Annotated in this window: 14 protein-coding genes; 10 read left to right on the plus strand and 4 right to left on the minus strand. The window is 71.7% G+C overall.

The window, feature by feature from the left end:
- Positions 1-198 precede the first annotated feature (198 nt).
- A complete protein-coding gene (locus Q9R20_RS07565; protein ID WP_311248761.1) occupies positions 199-2,403 on the plus strand; it encodes a DEAD/DEAH box helicase in 2,205 nt (734 codons plus the stop codon).
- Positions 2,404-2,490: 87 nt separating this feature from the next.
- On the opposite strand, the gene Q9R20_RS07570 is transcribed toward Q9R20_RS07565, so the two are convergent.
- Positions 2,491-4,626 carry an intein-containing Rv2578c family radical SAM protein gene (locus Q9R20_RS07570; protein ID WP_311248762.1) on the minus strand — a complete coding sequence of 712 codons (2,136 nt, stop codon included), beginning with the start codon at positions 4,624-4,626 and terminating at the stop codon, positions 2,491-2,493.
- A gap of 164 nt (positions 4,627-4,790) precedes the next feature.
- Between Q9R20_RS07570 and Q9R20_RS07575 the strand changes: the two genes are divergently transcribed.
- Both Q9R20_RS07575 and Q9R20_RS07580 read left to right on the plus strand, forming a co-directional pair.
- A complete protein-coding gene (locus tag Q9R20_RS07575; RefSeq protein ID WP_311248763.1) occupies positions 4,791-5,924 on the plus strand; it encodes a M15 family metallopeptidase in 1,134 nt (377 codons plus the stop codon).
- 290 nt (positions 5,925-6,214) lie between these two features.
- Positions 6,215-9,787 carry a S8 family serine peptidase gene (locus Q9R20_RS07580; protein WP_311248764.1) on the plus strand — a complete coding sequence of 1,191 codons (3,573 nt, stop codon included), beginning with the start codon at positions 6,215-6,217 and terminating at the stop codon, positions 9,785-9,787.
- 67 nt (positions 9,788-9,854) lie between these two features.
- Here the strand turns inward: Q9R20_RS07580 and Q9R20_RS07585 are convergent, their stop codons facing one another.
- The gene (locus tag Q9R20_RS07585; protein ID WP_311248765.1) at positions 9,855-10,874 is read right to left on the minus strand and encodes a pirin family protein; all 1,020 of its coding nucleotides are present in this window, start codon (positions 10,872-10,874) and stop codon (positions 9,855-9,857) included.
- On the minus strand, positions 10,871-11,209 hold the full coding sequence (locus Q9R20_RS07590; protein ID WP_311248766.1) for a GNAT family N-acetyltransferase: 339 nt from the start codon (positions 11,207-11,209) through the stop codon (positions 10,871-10,873). Before Q9R20_RS07590 ends, Q9R20_RS07585 begins: the two co-directional genes overlap by 4 nt.
- Positions 11,210-11,414: 205 nt before the next feature.
- On the opposite strand from Q9R20_RS07590, the gene Q9R20_RS07595 reads away from it, so the two are divergent.
- The 6 genes from Q9R20_RS07595 to Q9R20_RS07620 are packed head-to-tail and all read left to right on the plus strand — an operon-like array spanning position 11,415 to position 17,692.
- Entirely contained in the window at positions 11,415-13,679 is a 2,265-nt protein-coding gene (locus Q9R20_RS07595) for a carbon starvation CstA family protein (protein WP_311248767.1), read from the plus strand.
- A complete protein-coding gene (locus Q9R20_RS07600; RefSeq protein WP_311248768.1) occupies positions 13,679-13,924 on the plus strand; it encodes a YbdD/YjiX family protein in 246 nt (81 codons plus the stop codon). Before Q9R20_RS07595 ends, Q9R20_RS07600 begins: the two co-directional genes overlap by 1 nt.
- Before the next feature lie 13 nt (positions 13,925-13,937).
- Positions 13,938-15,110, plus strand: a complete 1,173-nt coding sequence (locus Q9R20_RS07605; protein WP_311248769.1) for a histidine kinase — start codon at positions 13,938-13,940, stop codon at positions 15,108-15,110.
- A complete protein-coding gene (locus Q9R20_RS07610; protein ID WP_311248770.1) occupies positions 15,107-15,805 on the plus strand; it encodes a LytTR family DNA-binding domain-containing protein in 699 nt (232 codons plus the stop codon). Before Q9R20_RS07605 ends, Q9R20_RS07610 begins: the two co-directional genes overlap by 4 nt.
- Before the next feature lie 43 nt (positions 15,806-15,848).
- The gene (locus Q9R20_RS07615) at positions 15,849-16,241 is read left to right on the plus strand and encodes a heavy metal transporter (protein ID WP_311248771.1); all 393 of its coding nucleotides are present in this window, start codon (positions 15,849-15,851) and stop codon (positions 16,239-16,241) included.
- Positions 16,238-17,692, plus strand: a complete 1,455-nt coding sequence (locus Q9R20_RS07620; RefSeq protein ID WP_311248772.1) for a cation acetate symporter — start codon at positions 16,238-16,240, stop codon at positions 17,690-17,692. The genes Q9R20_RS07615 and Q9R20_RS07620 overlap by 4 nt, the downstream gene beginning before the upstream one ends.
- 110 nt (positions 17,693-17,802) lie before the next feature.
- On the opposite strand, the gene Q9R20_RS07625 is transcribed toward Q9R20_RS07620, so the two are convergent.
- Positions 17,803-18,318: a CGNR zinc finger domain-containing protein gene (locus Q9R20_RS07625; protein WP_311248773.1), complete on the minus strand. Its 516-nt coding sequence runs from the start codon at positions 18,316-18,318 to the stop codon at positions 17,803-17,805.
- A 25-nt stretch (positions 18,319-18,343) separates the two neighbouring features.
- Here Q9R20_RS07625 and Q9R20_RS07630 point away from each other — a divergent pair, with 25 nt between their 5' ends.
- Positions 18,344-18,538 carry a hypothetical protein gene (locus tag Q9R20_RS07630; protein WP_311248774.1) on the plus strand — a complete coding sequence of 65 codons (195 nt, stop codon included), beginning with the start codon at positions 18,344-18,346 and terminating at the stop codon, positions 18,536-18,538.
- Positions 18,539-18,550: the final 12 nt, after the last annotated feature.

The raw sequence follows: 18,550 nt of genomic DNA on the forward strand, positions 1-18,550 counted from the left end.
CCTGTAACGTGGGGCGGTCGGCTCTGGACACCGCGTGTGATGCGCGGATGGGTTTGTGAGTCCAAGGGGCCGATGGACAGGACGCGATCGCGGCCTCGACCATCATCAGTGAATGGCCCCCGGCCGACGACAGTCCGGGTTTCGCGCCGCTTCGATCGGCGCCGCTGTTTCGCGCGAACAGAACCCAGGAAGTCCCCCATGCCCAAGAACAAGAAGCCCGCCGGCGGCCGCGCCGCCAAGAACTTCGAGCCCCGCTACGGCGCCAAGACCTCGTTCCAGGACCGCAAGCGCCGCCCCGGCGCCGAGGCGCCCGCCAAGCCCGGCAGCAAAAGCCCGAACCACCGCGGCTACCGCCCCGAGACCGAGGCCGCGCCCGACAAGCGCCGCTGGAGCGCGTCGGACCGCGCCGGTCGCGACGAGGCCCGCAGCATCCGCACCTCGGCGCGCGACGACCGCTTCGGCCGTTCGGATCGGGATGCCAGCGCCGGCCGTCGCGACGACCGTCCGGCCCGTTCCTTCGGGGAGCGTCCGGCTCGTTCCTTCGACCGGACCGATCGTCCCGCCCGTTCGTTCGATCGTGACGATCGTCCGCGTCGGTCGTTCGAGGACCGTCCCGCGCGGTCGTTCGATCGCGACGAGCGTCCCCGCCGCGACGCCGGGGACCGTCCCGCCCGTTCGTTCGAGCGGAACGATCGCCCCGCGCGTTCGTTCGATCGTGACGAGCGTCCGCGTCGGTCGTTCGAGGACCGCCCCGCGCGGTCGTTCGACCGTAGCGAGCGTCCGGCCCGTTCGTTCGATCGCGACGAGCGCCCCCGCCGTGACGCCGGGCAGCGTCCCGCCCGTTCGTTCGAGCGGAACGACCGTCCCGCCCGTTCGTTCGATCGCACCGATCGCCCCGCGCGTTCGTTCGATCGTGACGAGCGTCCGCGTCGGTCGTTCGAGGACCGTCCGGCGCGTTCGTTCGATCGTGACGAGCGTCCGCGTCGGTCGTTCGAGGACCGTCCGGCGCGTTCGTTCGACCGTGACGATCGTCCGCGTCGGTCGTTCGAGGACCGTCCGGCTCGCTCGTTCGACCGAGACGACCGCCCGCGCCGCAACGACGGCCCGAGCCGCAGCGATTGGAACGGGGCTCCCCAGCGCTCCGCCGAGCACGAGCAGCGCGTCGACGTCGTCCACGAGCGTCTTCAGGCCGAGGCGGTCGATGCCGCGACCGTAACCGGCGCCGGCTTCGCCGAGCTGGGTCTGGGCGAAAACATCGTTCGCGCCCTCGCCGGTCTCGGCGCCGAGAAGCCCTTCCCGATCCAGGCGGCGACCGTCGCACCGATCCTCGAGGGTCGCGACGTCCTCGCCCGTGGCCGCACTGGCTCGGGCAAGACCATCGCCTTCGGCGCTCCGCTCGTCGAGAGCATCCTGCGCGCCCAGGCCGGCAAGCGGCGCGAGTTCGGTCGCGCCCCCAAGGCGCTGATCCTGGCTCCCACCCGTGAGCTCGCTCTGCAGATCGACCGCACCGTCCAGGTCATCGCCCGCAGCGTCGGCCTGTTCACCACCCAGGTCTACGGCGGCGTGCCGCAGGCCCGCCAGGTGGGCGCGTTGAAGAAGGGCGTAGACATCGTCATCGGCACCCCCGGCCGCATCGAGGACCTCCTCAACCAGGGCAAGCTCGACCTGTCCGATGTGCAGGTCGCCGTCCTCGACGAAGCCGACCACATGTGCGAGCTCGGATTCCTCGAGCCGGTGCAGCGCATCCTGCGCGCCACCGCCGAGGGCAGCCAGAAGCTCCTCTTCTCGGCCACGCTCGACCGCGAGGTGGCGGCGCTGGTCGACGAGTTCCTCGTCGACCCGGCCGTCTACGAGGTCGCCGGCGAGGACCAGGACTCCAGCACCATCGAGCACCGCGTCCTGGTGATCGAGCACCGCGACAAGGCGCAGATCCTCGACTCGCTCGTCGACCGCGAGGGCAAGACGCTCGTGTTCGCCCGCACCCGCGCCTACGCCGAGATGCTCGCCGAGCAGTTCGACGACGCCGGCATCGCCGCGGTCGCCCTGCACGGTGATCTCAACCAGCAGAAGCGCACCCGCAACCTTGAGAAGCTCACCTCGGGCCGCGTGAACGTGCTCGTCGCCACCGATGTCGCCGCTCGCGGCATCCACGTCGACGACATCGACCTCGTCATCCAGGCCGACGCCCCCGACGAGTACAAGACGTACCTGCACCGTTCGGGTCGCACGGGCCGCGCCGGCCGCAGCGGCACGGTCGTCACGCTGATCACCCGTCAGCGTCGCCGTCGCATGACCGAGCTGCTCGACCGTGCCGAGATCGAGGCGCCGTTCGAGGACACCCAGCTCGGCGACGACGTGCTCGAGGAGATCTCGGGCCGTCAGCTCGCGAACGTCGACGCGTAACCCCGGCCCCACAAGGCCCCCGCCCGCGATATCGCGGGCGGGGGCCTTTCACGTGCAGAGGATCGGGCCGTTGTCATCGCTCGAGCCTCAGAACAGCGTCGGCTCGCTTGCCGGGGCCACGCGGGGGCGGGCTGGTGCCGCGCCGCCGGTGCCGCGGACCGGTCCGAGGCTGCTCGTCGGCGGTGTCCGCGCCGCCAGCCCGGGCTGGGGGCGGCCGCGGGGGTGGTCGTCTTCGTCCCACCCGTCGAGGCGGTGCATGCGCAGCAGCGGCCGCATGCGCTTGCCGAGCCAGGCGCGATACGCCTTGGGCGCCTGAGTCGAGACGCCGGGGTACAGCCCGCGGTACGACGACAGGAGATGCGGGTGCTCGCGCTCCAGCCACTGCAAGAACCACTGCTTCGCGCCGGGGCGCAGGTGCAGCGCGCCGTAGACCACTCGCGCGGCGCCCGCCGCGCGGATGCGGCCGAGGGCGTCGTCGAGCACTGGAATCGAGTCGGTGAGGTGCGGCAGGATCGGCATGAGGAACACCGTGACGCGGAAGCCCGCGGCGGTCGCGGCGCGGACGGTCTCGAGTCGTGCTTCGGCGCTCGGGGTGCCGGGCTCGATGGAGTGCTGCAGAGCGTCGTCGAACACCGCGATCGACATCGCCAGCGTCACCTTGACCTGTGCGGCCGCCTCGGTCAGCAGCGGCAGATCCCGCCGCAGCAGAGTGCCCTTCGTGAGGATCGAGAACGGCGTTCCGGTATCGGTGAGCGCGCCGACGATGTCGGGCATGAGTCGATAGCGGCCTTCCGCCCGCTGGTACGGGTCGGTGTTGGTGCCGAGCATGACCGGTTCGCGCGCCCACGAGCCACGGCGCAATTCGGTCCGCAGCACCTCGGCGACGTTGACCTTGACGACGATCTGCGAATCGAAGTCGGCCCCGTAATCGAGGTCGAGGTACTCGTGGGTCTTCCGGGCGAAGCAGTTGTGGCTGACGACCCCGTTCGCGATGAAGTCCCCGGTTCCCGTCGTGATGTCGATCATGTCGATCTCGTGACCGACGTCATCGATCGCGACGACTCGGAGATCGGCGCTCGTTTTGACGGCGGCGCCTGTCACGGTGAGCTTTCGCGTGATGGCCGGACGAGCGATGTCGAAGAACCGTTGCCGCGCGGACAATCCACCGCGCAAACGGATCGACGCCACTCCGTTCAATTTCACCGGCTCGCGGACGGCGTGGAAACCGAGGGCGGCGAAAGCTTGTTCCGTCAGCGAAAGCAACTCTTCGTTCGCGTTGGCGATGCGGAGCACACCCCGCGAGCAGGAGCCTTCGGCGTCGAAGATGCCCCCGAGGAAGCCCGCGAACCATTCGCGTGATCGGTCATCCGGCGCCGCGATGTGCTGCTCGAGCCGTGCGATGTCGGCGCGTCGGGCCGTGTGGATGGCGGTCATCGGACGCCGACCCGCGGGGACGGCGAAGGGGCGAACCAGGGTTGGCACGCCGATCCCTTCCAGCAAGTTTCGCGAAAGCTCGAGAGCCTCGTGGTCGATGAGAGCGAGACGGAATCGGTGAACCTCACGGACGCGGATGCCGTCATCGTAGATCTTGTGCAGGATCATGCCGTCGCCACGGATCATCCCCGTCAGGTACCCGCGCCGCCAGTCGGGGCTCGCGCTCGCGTCGACGGATCGAGGGCCCGTGCCGAATCCTTGGAGACGATTAGACGTCGTCAGATGTGGGCGTCGCTCCCCCGCAACCGGGGAGTCGGTCACGTGCTTCCACCCGCGTTCCGTCAAGAAACGGTGGTCACCGCTCGCCTCGATCTCGGTGCCATCGGCGAGCGTTACACGATGCAGTCGCTTGCGGGTCGACCACTTGGCCTGCACCGTGGTTCGCACGTAGTGGCGGTAGGTCGCGCCCCTTTCAGTGCCGATGATCTCGTCGCCGATGCGGATCTCCGAAAGGGGGACCTGTCGACCATCGGCCCTCAGGATGAGAGTGTCGGGTGACAGGCAGTAAGAACACGCATGACTGCAGCCACGGTATGGGTTCACCGTCCAGTCGAACGGCATGGCGGAGGCGCCGGGAACGCGGTTGAGAGCGCTCTTGCACAGCACTTCGTGGAACGTCATGCCGGCGAATTCGGGCGTCGTGACCGATCGAACCAGGCCGTCCATCTGTTCGAGGCCGGGCAGGGCGTCAGGGTTGTCCACACCCAGCTGCTGACCCTGCCATCTCATGGCTACAGTCGAACACATGTTCTATGAAACATCAAGGCGTGCCGGCCTCGAGTCGATCATCGCAGCGATGCGGGCAGCCGCGGCCGCGTGCCGGAGACATCCGCTCGGCCCGACCCGCGCGCCGGGGGTCGACCCGCGTCGGGCCGCGGGCGAGAATGGGTCGAGTGATACCCGATCCCGAGCTCTCCCCCCGCCGCGCCGCGCGCGCGGAAGCGGAGCGGCTCGCGACCGCGGCGCTCACCCTCCCGCAGACGCCGGTGACGGAGCAGAGCACCCCCGCCCCGCCCACCCGACGCGCGCTCAGAGCGGCGTCGGCCCCCTCGACGCGAAGCATCCGCACCGCCCTCGCCGATACCGCCTCGAACCCGACCTTCCGTCGTCGCCGCCTCGGCGCGGTGGTGGCCGCGGCTCTCGTCATCGTTGCGGGCGGCGTCGCGATCGGGGCGGCGGCCTCGGGTGCCGGCGGTGAAGCGGCGACCTCCGCCGTCGCCGAAGAGGCCGTCGCGACCGTCGCCGGCCCCCCGGCCGTTCCCGACGCGGGTCTGCCGGTACCGCAGCTCGCCGCGGTGGCGGCGACGGCGACGCCATGCGACGACCCGACATTCACCGCCGCGCTCTCCGCGGGCGATGACGGTGCGGCGATCGCCGCCGCCGGTGGGGGGAGCGCTTTCCGCGAGGCGGTGGCATCCGGGATCGCGCCCTGCGTGTCGCTGTCCGACCCCGACCGTCAGTGGGTCGTGGTCAACAAGCAGCGGCCTCTCGACCCGATCGACTATCGTGCCGGCGACCTCGTCATGCCCGACGCCGTCCGTGCCCTGGAGCAGTCCGCGCTCCGACAGGCCGCCGCCGGCGCCCTCACGACGATGGTGCGCGCCGCCGCCGACGCGGGCGCGGGAGAGATCGGCTACCTCAGCGCGTTCCGCTCGTTCTCGACGCAGCAATCGACCTACGCCGGGCGCGTCGCGATCGGCGGCGTCGACGAGGCCGATCGCGAGAGCGCGCGGGCCGGGTACAGCGAGCACCAGACCGGACTCGCGGTCGACATCGTGCCGTGCGACGGCTCGTGCGCCACCCTCGACGACGTCGCCGGCTCCCGTCAGGGGGCGTGGGTGCGGGAGCACGCGTGGGAGTACGGCTTCATCACCCGTTATGCCGAGGGGCGCGAGAGCGTCAGCGGGTACGAACCCGAGGCGTGGCACCTGCGCTACATAGGCCCGGAACTGGCCCGCGCCTACCATGAGGGCGGGTACTCGACCCTCGAGGAGTTCTTCGGGCTCCCGGCGGCGCCCACCTACTGACGCCGCGTTCCCCCCCCGTCCCGGGGCGGGTCAGGACGGTGCCCTCGTCCGCGCTTTCCCCCGCGCCGAGGCGCGACGACGCGGCGCACGACATCCGCTCGTCCCTCCCGCGCCGGGGCGGGTCAGGACGGTGCCCTCGTGCGCCCTTTCCCCCGCGCAACGGCGGGGCGGGACGTGGACTCCGTCCAGATTGAGTGTTGGTGATGAATCTGCCCTGAGCTATGTTTGTGCAACGCGCGCCGCCGATGTCGCGCAGATCGCTCAAATCATCCCCCCGTTTGGAGCGCACGATGGGTCGAACCCTGCGTTCGGTCGCGGCCATTTCCCTGGCCGGACTGTTCACCGTTGCCGGAGCCACAGCCGTTCAGGCTGCCGACGTGGGCGAGGGGGTGACGCCTCCCACACCCATCGAGTCCGCCACCGGGCGGTACATCGTCGTCCTCGACGAGGCGCCCGTCGCCACCTATGCGGGCGGCGAGCCCGGTCTGGACGCCACGAAGTCCGACGACGCGCGTCTCGACACCGACTCCCCGCAGGCGCGCGAGTATTCGGCCTTCCTCGAGGAGCGGCAGCAGAACGTCGCCGAGGAGGCGGGCGTGCGCCCCGACGCGACGTACACGATCGCCGTCAACGGCTTCAGCGCGACCATGGACCCGAACCAGGCCGCCAAGCTTGCCGCGACGAAGGGTGTGCAGAAGGTCGTCCCCGACGAGATCCGCCACCCCCACGCCGTTCCGTCGACCCAGTTCCTCGGTCTCGAGGGAGACAACGGCGTGTGGCAGCGCGTCGGCGGGATCGACGCCGCGGGCGAGGGCGTCGTCGTCGGCGTGATCGACACCGGCATCGCCCCCGAGAACCCGGCGTTCGCGGGCGACCCGCTGGGCACCACCCCGGGAGCTGCGCCCTACCTCGACGGCAACGACGTCGTCTTCCGCAAGGGCGACGGCACCGACTTCCGCTCCACCCGTGTGGCCGAGGGCAACGGCTGGTCGCTGTCGGACTACTCGACCAAGCTCGTCGGCGCCCGCTACTTCGACCAGGGTGCCGCGGCCACCGGCTTCACGTTCGAGGCTGACTACGTCTCCCCGCGCGACGGCGACGCACACGGCTCGCACACCGCCAGCACGGCCGCCGGCAACAACGGCGTCGACGCCAGCGTCGAGGGCGTCGACTTCGGCGCCATCTCGGGTGTCGCGCCGGCCGCGAAGGTCGCCGCCTACAAGGCGTGCTGGGCCGGCCCCGACCCGCTCGTGACCACCGACGACGTCTGCGCCCTGAGCGACCTGCTGAGTGCCATCAACGGCGCCGTGTCCGACGGCGTCGACGTCATCAACTACTCGATCGGCGGCGGCGCGGCCACCTCGACCCTCGCCCTCGAGGACCAGGCGTTCTTCAACGCGGCCGCGGCCGGTGTCTTCGTCTCGGTCTCGGCCGGCAACTCCGGCCCCGGCGCCTCGACCGCCGACCACGCCTCGCCCTGGTACACCACGGTCGCCGCCTCCACGATCCCCACGTACGAGGGCACCGTGAAGCTGCCCGACGGCTTCGAGGCCGCCGGTGCGTCGGTGTCGGTGCCAGCCGGCCAGGAGGTCACCGCGCCCGTCGTCTACGCGGGTGACATCGCGGCATCCGGAACCGATCCCGCCAACGCGGCGCTGTGCCTCATCGGCTCGCTCGACGCGGCCAAGGCCGCGGGCAAGATCGTCGTCTGCGACCGCGGGCAGAACGCCCGCATCGAGAAGTCGCAGGCCGTGAAGGACGCCGGGGGCGTGGGCATGATCCTCGTCAACGTCACGCCCGCCTCGGTCGACAACGACTTCCACTCCGTGCCGACCGTGCACATCGACGCGCGCTACCGCGACGCCCTGCTCGCCTACGTCCGCGGAACGGCGGATGCCACCGCGACCCTCGTGGGCGAGAACGTCACGGGCGTCGAGACCCCGACGCCGCAGGTGGCGGGCTTCTCGAGCCGCGGACCGATGCTCGCCGACGGTAGCGACATCCTCAAGCCCGACATCTCGGCGCCAGGCGTGGCGATCCTCGCCGCCGCCGCCAACGCCCCCGGTGCCGACCCGACGTTCGAGTTCCTCTCGGGCACGTCGATGTCGTCGCCGCACATCGCGGGTCTGGCCGCGCTGTACCTCGGTGAGCGGCCGCTCGCGACGCCGGCCGAGGTGAAGTCGGCGATGATGACGACCGCCTACGACACCGTCGACGCCGAGGGTGATCCCGCTCAGGACCCGTTCGCGCAGGGCGCCGGTCACGTCGACCCGACGAAGTACTTCGACCCGGGTCTGCTGTACCTGAACGGCCCCGCCGACTGGGCGGCGTTCCTGCAGGGCAAGGGCCTCGCCGACTTCGGCGTCGCCCCCATCGATGGAAGCGATCTGAACCTCGCCTCCATCTCGATCGGTTCGCTGGCCAAGCCGCAGACCGTGACCCGCACGGTCACCGCCACGCAGGCGGGCACGTTCACGGCATCCGTCGACGTCCCCGGAGTGGATGCCACGGTCGAGCCGTCGACGCTCGAGTTCGGCGCGGCCGGCGAGCAGAAGACGTTCACCGTCACCTTCGCCCGGACCGACGCCGCCGCCGAGCAGTGGACGAGCGGTTTCCTCACGTGGGCGAACGGTTCGACGCAGGTGCGCTCGCCGATCGCGATCCGTCCCGCCACGGCCGAGGCTCCGGCCGAGGTGTCGGGCACGGGTCTGTCGGGATCGACGACCGTGGAGATCCTGCCCGGTGTCGGGGGCGAACTGCCGCTGACGCTGTCGGGGCTCGCGGCGCAGACGCTGCTGACCGACGCCGACAACCCCGTCGAGGGTCACACCGGCGATCAGGACTCCGGTGACGCCGACGGGTACGTCCGGTGGACGGTCGAGGTGCCCGAGGGGACGACGCTCTCGCGCTTCGACCTGAACTCCTCGGACGACATCGGCAGCGATCTCGACCTGTTCGTGTCGCGCGTAGTCAGCCCCGACGACCTGCGGTACTACGAGCGGTTCACCTCCGCGACGGCCTCGGCCGACGAGCGGGTGACGCTGTCGGACCCCACCCCGGGCACGTACCTCATCGAGGCGAACCTCTACTCGTTCACCGGTCCCTTCACGTGGGACATGACGTACGCCAACGTCGCACCCGGCGGCGACGGTTCGCTCACCGCGACACCGAACCCGCTCCCCGTGGAGCAGGGCGTGGCGACCTCGTACGAGCTGTCGTGGCAGGGTCTCGCGGCCCAGACGCGCTACCTCGGAGTGGTCCGCTACGGCGACTCCGACGTGCAGACGGTGCTCACGGTCGACTCGGGCGAGGCGGCTCCCGTCTCCGTGGAGGCCCCGACGGTGTCGGGCACCGCGAAGATCGGCCGCCTCCTCACGGCGACGACCGGCACGTGGGACCCGGCTGACGTGACCACGGCCACCCAGTGGCTGCGCGACGGGGAGCCGATTCCCGGGGCCACGGCATCCACCTACCGCATCCAGCGCGACGACGTCGGTCGCGTGCTGAGCGTGCGGGTCACCGCCACCGACGCGGCGACGGGGCTCACGGGCACCGCCGACAGCGCCGGGGTCGCGGTCGTCACCGCCTCGCGCACGACGGTCGCGGTGACGCCCCGGACCGGGACGAGCACCGACACGTTCACGGCCACCGTCACGGTGCGCCCGACGTACGGTCCCGCCGCGCAGGGCGAGGTCACGGTGACCGTCGGCGGCAAGGACTACACCGCGACCCTGCAGAACGGCACGGCCACGGTCACGCTCGATCCGCAGCAGCGCGGCTCGCAGCGGGTGAAGGCGGTGTACGGCGGAAGCACCACGGTGGAGGGCTCCGAGGGGAGCGCCACCCTCGTCGTGCGACGCTGATCCTCGCCGACACGCACGCGGCGCCCGGGCTTCGGCTCGGGCGCCGCGTCCGTTCGCAGGCCCGGCTTCAGCGCCGCCGACGCGGGGTCAGCCGTACCGCGGGCAGCGGGGGCGCGGGGATGCGCTCGGGGCCGTGGTCGACGACCGCGCCGAAGCGGTCGGCGTGCGCCTCCCACGCCTCGCGCGCCTCGACGATCTCGTCGTGGGTGCGGCCGACGAAGTTCCACCACATGACGATGTCGGCCTCGAACGGCTCTCCGCCCAGCAGGAAGAGGCGCGCGCCCTCGTCGCTGCGGACCACCACGTGGTCGCGGCCCTTGCCGAGGTAGACGAGCCGGGTGTGATCGACGGATGCCGTGTGCCCCGGCTCGATCGCGGGGGCGGAGCGTCGCGCGGCGTCGGCGTCGACGGCATCCATCCCCGTCTCCACGACGGCGACGCCGGTGATGCCGGACAGCGCGTACTCCCAGTGCGGGTGCAGGGGGAGGCGGACGTCGACGCCGGCGGGGAGGCGCAGCTCGGCGCCCACGATCGGGGTGTGGACGGTCGCGGGCGAGACGACCCCGCCCAGATCGCCCATCACCACGACGGCGTCGGCACCGTCGCCGAGGTCGAGCACGGGGAGGTCCTCGTGCCGTTCGAAGGCGGGGGAGCCGTGGCGGCGCGCCTCGGGGAGGGCGACCCACAGCTGAAGGGCATCCAGGGGGATCGGTCCCTCGCCGACCGAGTACTCCGAGTGGGCGATACCGGCACCGCTCGTCATGAGGTTCAGCGCCCCCGGCCGTACGACCACGTCACTGCCGACGGCATCCCGGTGACGCACCTCGCCGACGATCGGCCAGGTCACCGTCTGCAGCCCGATGTGCGGATGCGGCTCGACGCGCATGAGCGTGTCCTGCGGTCCGAAGCGGTCGAGGAAGCACCACGCGCCCACCATCGGCAGGGCACGGTGGGGGAGGGTGCGATGCACCTCCATCCCGCGGACCCCGCCGAGTGGGACCTCGCGCGCCTCCACGACGAGGGCGCGCGGTCCGTCGCAGGCGACCGGGCCCTCCGACTCCGGGGGCGCGACGTCCAGGCGGGTCACGACGGTTCGCCGGACCCCGCGGAGTCGGCGGCGTCGTCCTCGTCGGGCCACTCGACCACGAGCCCCGGCACGTCGTGCTCGCGGAGGTAGTGCGCGACGAACGGGCACGAGGGGATGACGCTGCCCCCGCGGCGCGCGAGATCCGACAGGGCCTCGCTCGCGAGCGTCGAGCCCAGGCCCCGCCCCTTGAAGGCCGGGTCGACCTCGGTGTGCGGGAGGTTGACGCGATCCTCGCCCGCGGGGCGGAACTCGAGGAATCCGCCGAGCTCGTCGCCCACGTGGATCTCGTAGCGGCGTTCCTCGTCGTTACGGGTCACGGTCAGTTCATCGGCCATCGGCGTCTCCTGTCGTCGGTCTCCACAGCAACGTAGGCGGGGCGCGCCGTGTTCCGCCATCCCCTGCGCGCTCCCGTGTCGAGCGGGTAGGACCGCTCGTCGCACCGATCGCGCCGCTCATCGCACGCGGGAGGGATGCCGCGGGCTCGGGGCTCGGCATCCGCTTAGCCTTCCCGAGTCCGCAGTGGCGCGAACAGGAGACACCATGAGCGCATCCGTCGACGACGACGTCGTCACCGACCCGAACCTCCCCCCGGTCGCCGTCCCACCCGAGAAGCTCCGCAGCAGGTGGACACCCGCGAAGATCGCCCTGTGGATCGGCATCGCTCTCCTGGGTGGTCTCGGCTGGACCATGCTCGCGATCGTGCGCGGCGAGACGGTGAACGCCATCTGGTTCGTCTTCGCCGCCGTCTGCACCTATCTGATCGGCTATCGCTTCTACTCGAAGGTCATCGAGCGCTACATCACGCGCCCCGACGACCGCCGGGCGACCCCCGCCGAGCGCAAGCAGGACGGCAAGGACTACGTCCCCACCGACCGGCGCGTGCTCTACGGCCACCACTTCGCCGCCATCGCCGGTGCCGGTCCTCTCGTCGGTCCCGTGCTCGCCGCGCAGATGGGCTACCTGCCGGGCACCATCTGGATCATCGTCGGCGTGATCCTCGCCGGCGCGGTGCAGGACTACCTCGTGCTCTTCTTCTCGATGCGCCGCGGCGGCCGCACGATCGGCCAGATGGCGCGCGACGAGCTCGGCAGGATCGGCGGCACCGCCGCGATCCTCGCGAGCCTGCTCATCATGCTGATCATCGTGGCGATCCTCGCGCTGGTGGTCGTCAACGCCCTCGGCGAGAGTCCGTGGGGCGTGTTCAGCGTGTCGATGACCATTCCGATCGCGCTGTTCATGGGCCTGTACCTGCGCTACATCCGCCCGGGCCGCATCACCGAGATCTCGATCATCGGCTTCGTCCTGCTGATCGCCGCGATCGTCGCCGGCGGCTGGGTCGCCTCGACCGAATGGGGTTACGCGGCCTTCCACCTCGACCGCACCGTGATCGCGTGGGGCATCATCATCTACGGCTTCGTCGCCGCCGTGCTGCCGGTGTGGCTGCTCCTCGCCCCGCGCGACTACCTGTCCACCTTCATGAAGGTCGGCGTGATCGTCATGCTCGCCGGGGCCATCGTGCTCGTGCGTCCCGAGATCTCGGTGCCCGCGTTCAGCGAGTTCGCCGGCGGGCAGACCGGACCGGTCTTCAGCGGCCCGATCTTCCCGTTCCTCTTCGTCACGATCGCGTGCGGCGCCCTGAGCGGGTTCCACGCGCTGATCGCCTCCGGGACGACCCCGAAGCTCGTCGAGAAGGAGCGTCAGACGCGCTTCATCGGTTACGGCGGCATGCTCATGGAGTCCTTCGTCGCGATCATGGCGCTGGTGGCGGCCCTGTCGATCGACCGCGGCATCTACTTCGCGATGAACTCCTCGCCCGCCGCGACCCTCGGCACCGTCGAGGGGGCCGTCGCCTTCGTGAACGGCCTGGGCCTGGCGGGCGTCAACCTCACGCCCGACATGCTCACCTCCACCGCCGCCGCGGTCGGCGAGAGCTCCATCGTCTCGCGCACCGGCGGCGCCCCGACCCTCGCGCTCGGTCTCGCGCACATCATGCAGCAGGCCCTCGGCGGTCAGGCGATGATGGCGTTCTGGTACCACTTCGCGATCATGTTCGAGGCCCTGTTCATCCTGACGGCGGTGGATGCCGGCACCCGCGTCGCCCGCTTCATGCTCCAGGACTCGATCGGCACCGTCCTCCCGAAGTTCAAGGACCTGTCGTGGCGGCCCGGCGCCTGGATCTGCACGGCGATCATGGTCGCCGGTTGGGGCTCGATCCTCATCCTCGGCGTGACCGACCCGCTCGGAGGCATCAACACCTTCTTCCCGCTGTTCGGCATCGCCAACCAGCTGCTCGCCGCGATCGCGCTCGCCGTGGTGCTCGCGATCGTCGCCAAGCGCGGCCGCTCGTACTTCCGCTGGCTCTGGATCGTCGCGGTGCCGCTCGCCTTCGCCGCGGTCGTGACGATCACGGCATCCATGTACAAGATCTTCTCGCCGGTCCCGGCGGTCGGATACTGGGCCAACCACTTCGCCTTCCGCGGCGCGTTGGCCGAGGGCAAGACCGAGTTCGGCACGGCGAAGAGCGTCGCGGCGATGGAGGCGGTCGTGCGCAACACCTTCGTGCAGGGCGTGCTGTCGGTGATCTTCGTGACCCTGGCGATCATCGTGATCGTCATGGCGGTGATCGTGACGGTCAAGGCGCTGCGCGCCGGAGGCGGCGACAACCTCGAGGACGCCCCGGTGCCCTCGCGCCGGTTCGCCGCCGCGGGCTTCCTCGCCACGGCGGAGGAGCGCGAGATCGAGAAGCAGTGGGAGGCCCTGCCCGCCGACCACCCCGACCGTCCGACCACCTCGGCGCACCACTGATGCAGCGCACGTCGATCCCGGATGCCACGGCCCCGCGCGCGCGGAAGAGCTTGGGGGCGCGCCTCGCGCGCGCGGGCCGCGGCGTCCGATGGTACGTCACCACCCTCATGGGCGATCGCGCCTACGACGTCTACGTCACGCACCTTCGGGCGCATCATCCGGAGGCCGAGCCCCTCACCGAGCGGCAGTTCTGGCGGCAGCGCGCCCGGGAGCAGGACCGCAACCCCGGCGCCCGCTGCTGCTGACTAGGCTTCCCCCATGCTCGATGCGCCGTTGCTCGCGGGAGCCGCGGGTGCGGTCGTCGGGGCCGCGGTGACGCTCGCTCTCGTGTTCGCGCGGCGCTACGCCCTGGGCTCACGCGATCTGGGGAGCGACGCCGAGCGGGCGACGCACCGTACGCTGCACGTCGCCGCCGCCGCCGCCGCGGCGCTGCGCGGCGGGCGCGACGAGCCAGACACCGCTCGCGCGGCCACGCACCTGCGCACGCTGCTCGCGGCGGATGCGGTGGCGATCGTGGAGTCGGCGGCCGACCGCGTGGCCCTCGACGGGCCCGAGGCGCTCGCAGGTGCCGCCCGGCGGGTGGCCGGACGAGTCTACGAGTCGGGACGGCGTCAGGTGTTCTCCGAGGCGGGCGGGGCGGCCGTCGGCGCACCGATCGTCGTCGACGGGCGGGTCTGGGGCGCGGTCGTCGCCTTCGCGGCCCAGGCTCGCGCCCCGCTCGTACGGGCCACCGGCGACGTCGCCGATTGGTGCGCCGCGCAGATCGAGCTCACCGGCCTCGACGCCTCGCGCGCGGCCCTCGCCGAGGCGGAGCTGAAGGCGCTGCGGGCCCAGATCAGCCCGCACTTCATCTACAACGCCCTCACCGCGATCGCGTCGTTCATCTCCACCGACCCTCCCCGGGCGCGCGACCTGGTCCTGGAGTTCGCGGACTTCACGCGCTACTCGTTCCGTCGGCAGGGGGAGTTCACGACCCTGTCGGAGGAGTTGCGCAGCATCCACTCGTACCTCGAGCTGGAGCGCGCGCGCTTCGGCGATCGACTCACGGTGCGCCTGCGCATCGCGCCCGAGACCCTGTCGACCGTCATCCCGTTCCTCTCGGTGCAGCCGCTGGTCGAGAACGCCGTGCGCCACGGTCTGGAACCCGGCGAGCGCGGCGGGGTGCTGACAGTGTCCTCGATCGACGACGGCACGCACACCGAGGTGATCGTCGACGACGACGGCGTCGGGATGGACCCCGAGCAGCTCGCGGCGCTGCTCGATCTCGACGCGCCCTCGCCGCACGTGGGGCTGCGCAACGTCGACGCCCGCCTCCGCCAGCTCTACGGCGCGGGCGGGGGTCTGGTGATCGACACCAACGTCGGCTCGGGGATGTCGGTCCGTGTGCGCGTCCCCAAATCGCAGCCCCGACACGAGACGGCGCGCGCGTGAGGGTCGAGGTGCTGGTCGCCGACGACGAGGCCCCGGCGCTGCGCGAGTTGTCGGCGTTGCTGTCGGCCGATCCGCGCGTCTCGGTCGTCCATGCGGCGAGCGGGGGAGCCGAGGCCCTGCGCGTTCTCGAGCGAGGCGGGGTGGCCGTCGCGTTCCTCGACATCCACATGCCCGGGCTCAGCGGTTTCGACCTCGCGCGCGCCCTGGGCGGTCTGCGCGTGCGTCCCGCGGTCGTGTTCGTCACGGCCGACGACTCCGGCGCCGTGCGCGCCTTCGATCTGGAGGCGGTCGACTACGTCTTGAAGCCCGTGCGCACCGAACGGCTGTACCGCGCGCTCGGCCGTGCCCTGGCGGCCGGGACCGACACCGCAGGCGACGAGACGATCCCCGTCACGGTCGGCTCGACCACCCGTCTCGTGCGGCGGGCCGAGGTGCGCTGGGTGCAGGCGAACGGCGACTACTCGCGGCTGTACACCGCCGGCGGCGACCACCTCGTGCGGGTCCCCCTGTCGGAGCTCGCGGACCGCTGGGCGGACGCCGGGTTCGTGCGCGTGCACCGCTCGTACCTCGTGCACCGCGACGCCGTCACGGAGGTGCGCCTGGCGGGGGCCGCGCCCACCGTCATGCTGGCCGAGATCGAGCTCCCGGTCAGCCGGCGACTGGTGTCGTCGGTCCGCGAGGCGCTGCTGCGGTGAGCGACGTCGACCCGGCGGCATCCGGATGCCACGATGGGATGCCATGACCCCGGAACCGCGTCCGCTGCCGCGCGTGCGGGTCACGGCATCCACCGCGGGGAGGGTGTCGCGACCGGCGACGCGGGGGCTCGCCCTGCCCGGCCGGGCGGCGGATGAGGCCGACGCGGTGTTCTCTAGGGGACTGGTGCGCGCGCAGCTGCGGTTGGCGGTGGGCTGCGTCTCGGCGTTCCTCGTGGTCGCGGGGGCGCTCACGGGTGTCATCGCGGCCCTGCCCGCGCTCGGCGACCCGGTGGTGGGGGCGGTGCCGCTGTCGTGGCTGCTGCACGCCTACGGCTTCTACCCGGTGATCCTCGCCTTCGGTCTGATCTACGCGCGCGCCGCGGCTCGCAACGAGCGGCGCTACCGTCAGCTGGCCGACCCGGGGAAGGGGCCGTGAACCCGCTGTTCGACCTCGCCGCGGTGGGGGCGCTCGTGGTGACGACCGCCGTCCTGGGCTTCGCCGGCATCCGTTCGTCGCGGACGCGGAGCGATTTCTTCGTCGCGTCCCGCAGCGTCGGCAGCGTCTGGAACGCCTCGGCGATCAGCGGCGAGTACCTCTCGGCCGGGACCTTCCTCGGGCTCGCCGGCCTCGTCCTGTTGTCGGGGGCGGAGGGGTTCTGGTTCCCGATCGGGTACGCGGCCGGCTACCTGCTGGTGCTGCTGTTCGTCGCGGCGCCGTTGCGGCGCAGCGGTGCCTACACGATCCCGGACTTCGTCGAGGCGCGTCTCGAGTCGCGCGGCGCGCGGCGGGTGACCAGCCTCGTGGTGCTCGTCATCGGGTGGTTGTACATCGTCCCGCAGCTGCACGGGGCCGCCCTGGCGCTCGGCGTGGTCGCCGACGTCCCGCCCTGGACCGGGGGAGTGGTGGTCGCGGTGCTCGTGGCGGGGATCGTCGCCGCCGGCGGTATGCGCGCGATCACCGCGGTGCAGGCGTTCCAGTACTGGCTGAAGCTCACGGCCCTGCTCGTGCCCGCCGTGTTCCTGCTGGTGGCGCTGTCGGGCGGGGCGCGCGAGGTCGACCCCGTCGCCGTGTTCCCGGTCGACGCTGGACCGGGCGCGGTCGACGCCTACGCGACGACGTCGCTCGTGCTCGCGCTGCTGCTGGGCACCATCGGCCTCCCGCACGTGCTCGTGCGGTTCTACACGAGCCCGAACGGTGCGTCGGCACGCCGCACGACGGTCGTCGTCATCGCGCTGATCGGGGCGTTCTACGCGGTGTCGTCGACCATGGCCCTGATCGCCCGCGTCGTCGCCCCCGACCTCGCCGTCCCCGGGGTCGCCGACACGGTGGTCCTGGCCCTCCCCGCGCGGGTGTTCCCCGGGCTGATCGGCGAACTCCTTACGGCGCTGCTCGTGGCGGGGGCGTTCGCGGCGTTCCTCGCGACGTCGTCGGGGCTCGTCGTGTCGCTGGCGGGGGTCATCAGCCAGGACGTCTTCGGCGGCGGGGTCCGCTCGTTCCGCCTCTCCGCCGTGCTGTGCACCGTCGTGCCGCTCCTCGTCGCCCTGATGACCGAGCCCGCCGGTCTCGTCGCGAGCGTCGGTCTCGTCTTCGTGTTCGCCGCGTCGACGCTGTCGCCGGTGCTGCTCCTGGGCGTGTGGTGGCCGCGGTTGACGGCCCGGGGCGCGGTGGCGGGCATGGCGGTCGGCGCCGTGGCCTGCGGGGCCGCGCTGCTGGCGGGTGGTGCCCTGCGCGGAAGCGGCGGCTGGAGCGTGATCTTCGCCCAGCCTGCGGCATGGACGATCCCGCTGACGACCGCGGTCATCGTCGCGGTGTCGCTGCTCGACCGCGGTGGGGCCCCCGTCCGCGTCGAGCGGTTCCTCGCGCGGCTGCACACACCGGACGTGTGAGGTTCCGGCGAGGCGGGGTCGTGCCGCGGCCATTCGTCCGGTTGTCTCCGTCGCGTGCTCGGGCGGCGAGGCCCGCGCTCGTGCCGCGGACAGGCGGGCACCCGCCTGGATCAGCTCCGAGCCCGATGCCGCCGCACGGCCGCGCGATTCGCGCAGCGCACCGAGCAGTAGCGCTGCCGTCCGTTGCGGGTGACGTCGACGACGACGCGTGTACAGGGCGCGGCGGCGCACCGTCCCAGACGATCCATGCCGCGGGTGACGAGGTGCAGCGAGGTGCCCACCGAGATCACGGCCGCGAGCACGCGGGGCAGAGCCTCGTCGCTGTCCCGGTAGTGGAGGTGCCAGCCCTCGCCGTCGTGGTCGGTCAGGCGGGGATACGCCGTCACCGCCGCCATCTGCGTGTTCAGCAGTGCAGCGCGCGCGGCCGGGTCCGTCTCGTCGACCACGCGCAACCACTCGTCGACGACGCCGCGCGTGCGTTGGTGATCGTCGGCCGCCACAGGGAAGCGCATCGTCATCCCCATTTCGATCGTGCGCTCCTCGATCCCCGCGCGGTCGACCGGCCAGTCGTTCGCGAGCGAGGCGGCGAGGAGGACCGCGTACTCGCCGTAAGGGTTGAGATGCATAACGGCATTACATCACGCTGAATCCATGAGCATCCCCCGGACCCTTCCCCACCTCGTCTGCGCCCCGCCGCACGAGCACGCCTGGCGCACCGAGTCCGCGCACACCACCGCCGAGGGGCGCATTCGCTACGTTCGCTGCGTCGGCTGCGCAGCACGTCGCGTCGACCTCGACCCTGCGCCCGCGGCACCGCCCGTCCCCCTGACCCGGGCCGTCGGCTGAATCCGCGCGCGC

This window comes from Microbacterium sp. PRF11 (assembly GCF_031844085.1).
Lineage (GTDB): Bacteria > Actinomycetota > Actinomycetes > Actinomycetales > Microbacteriaceae > Microbacterium.

Coding starts and splice junctions, on each gene's coding strand:
- Q9R20_RS07565 (WP_311248761.1), top strand. CDS start 199: ATGCCCAAGAACAAGAAGCCCGCCGGCGGCCGCGCCGCCAAGAACTTC.
- Q9R20_RS07570 (WP_311248762.1), bottom strand. CDS start 4,626: ATGAGATGGCAGGGTCAGCAGCTGGGTGTGGACAACCCTGACGCCCTG.
- Q9R20_RS07580 (WP_311248764.1), top strand. CDS start 6,215: ATGGGTCGAACCCTGCGTTCGGTCGCGGCCATTTCCCTGGCCGGACTG.
- Q9R20_RS07590 (WP_311248766.1), bottom strand. CDS start 11,209: ATGGCCGATGAACTGACCGTGACCCGTAACGACGAGGAACGCCGCTAC.
- Q9R20_RS07595 (WP_311248767.1), top strand. CDS start 11,415: ATGAGCGCATCCGTCGACGACGACGTCGTCACCGACCCGAACCTCCCC.
- Q9R20_RS07600 (WP_311248768.1), top strand. CDS start 13,679: ATGCAGCGCACGTCGATCCCGGATGCCACGGCCCCGCGCGCGCGGAAG.
- Q9R20_RS07605 (WP_311248769.1), top strand. CDS start 13,938: ATGCTCGATGCGCCGTTGCTCGCGGGAGCCGCGGGTGCGGTCGTCGGG.
- Q9R20_RS07615 (WP_311248771.1), top strand. CDS start 15,849: ATGACCCCGGAACCGCGTCCGCTGCCGCGCGTGCGGGTCACGGCATCC.
- Q9R20_RS07625 (WP_311248773.1), bottom strand. CDS start 18,318: ATGCATCTCAACCCTTACGGCGAGTACGCGGTCCTCCTCGCCGCCTCG.
- Q9R20_RS07630 (WP_311248774.1), top strand. CDS start 18,344: ATGAGCATCCCCCGGACCCTTCCCCACCTCGTCTGCGCCCCGCCGCAC.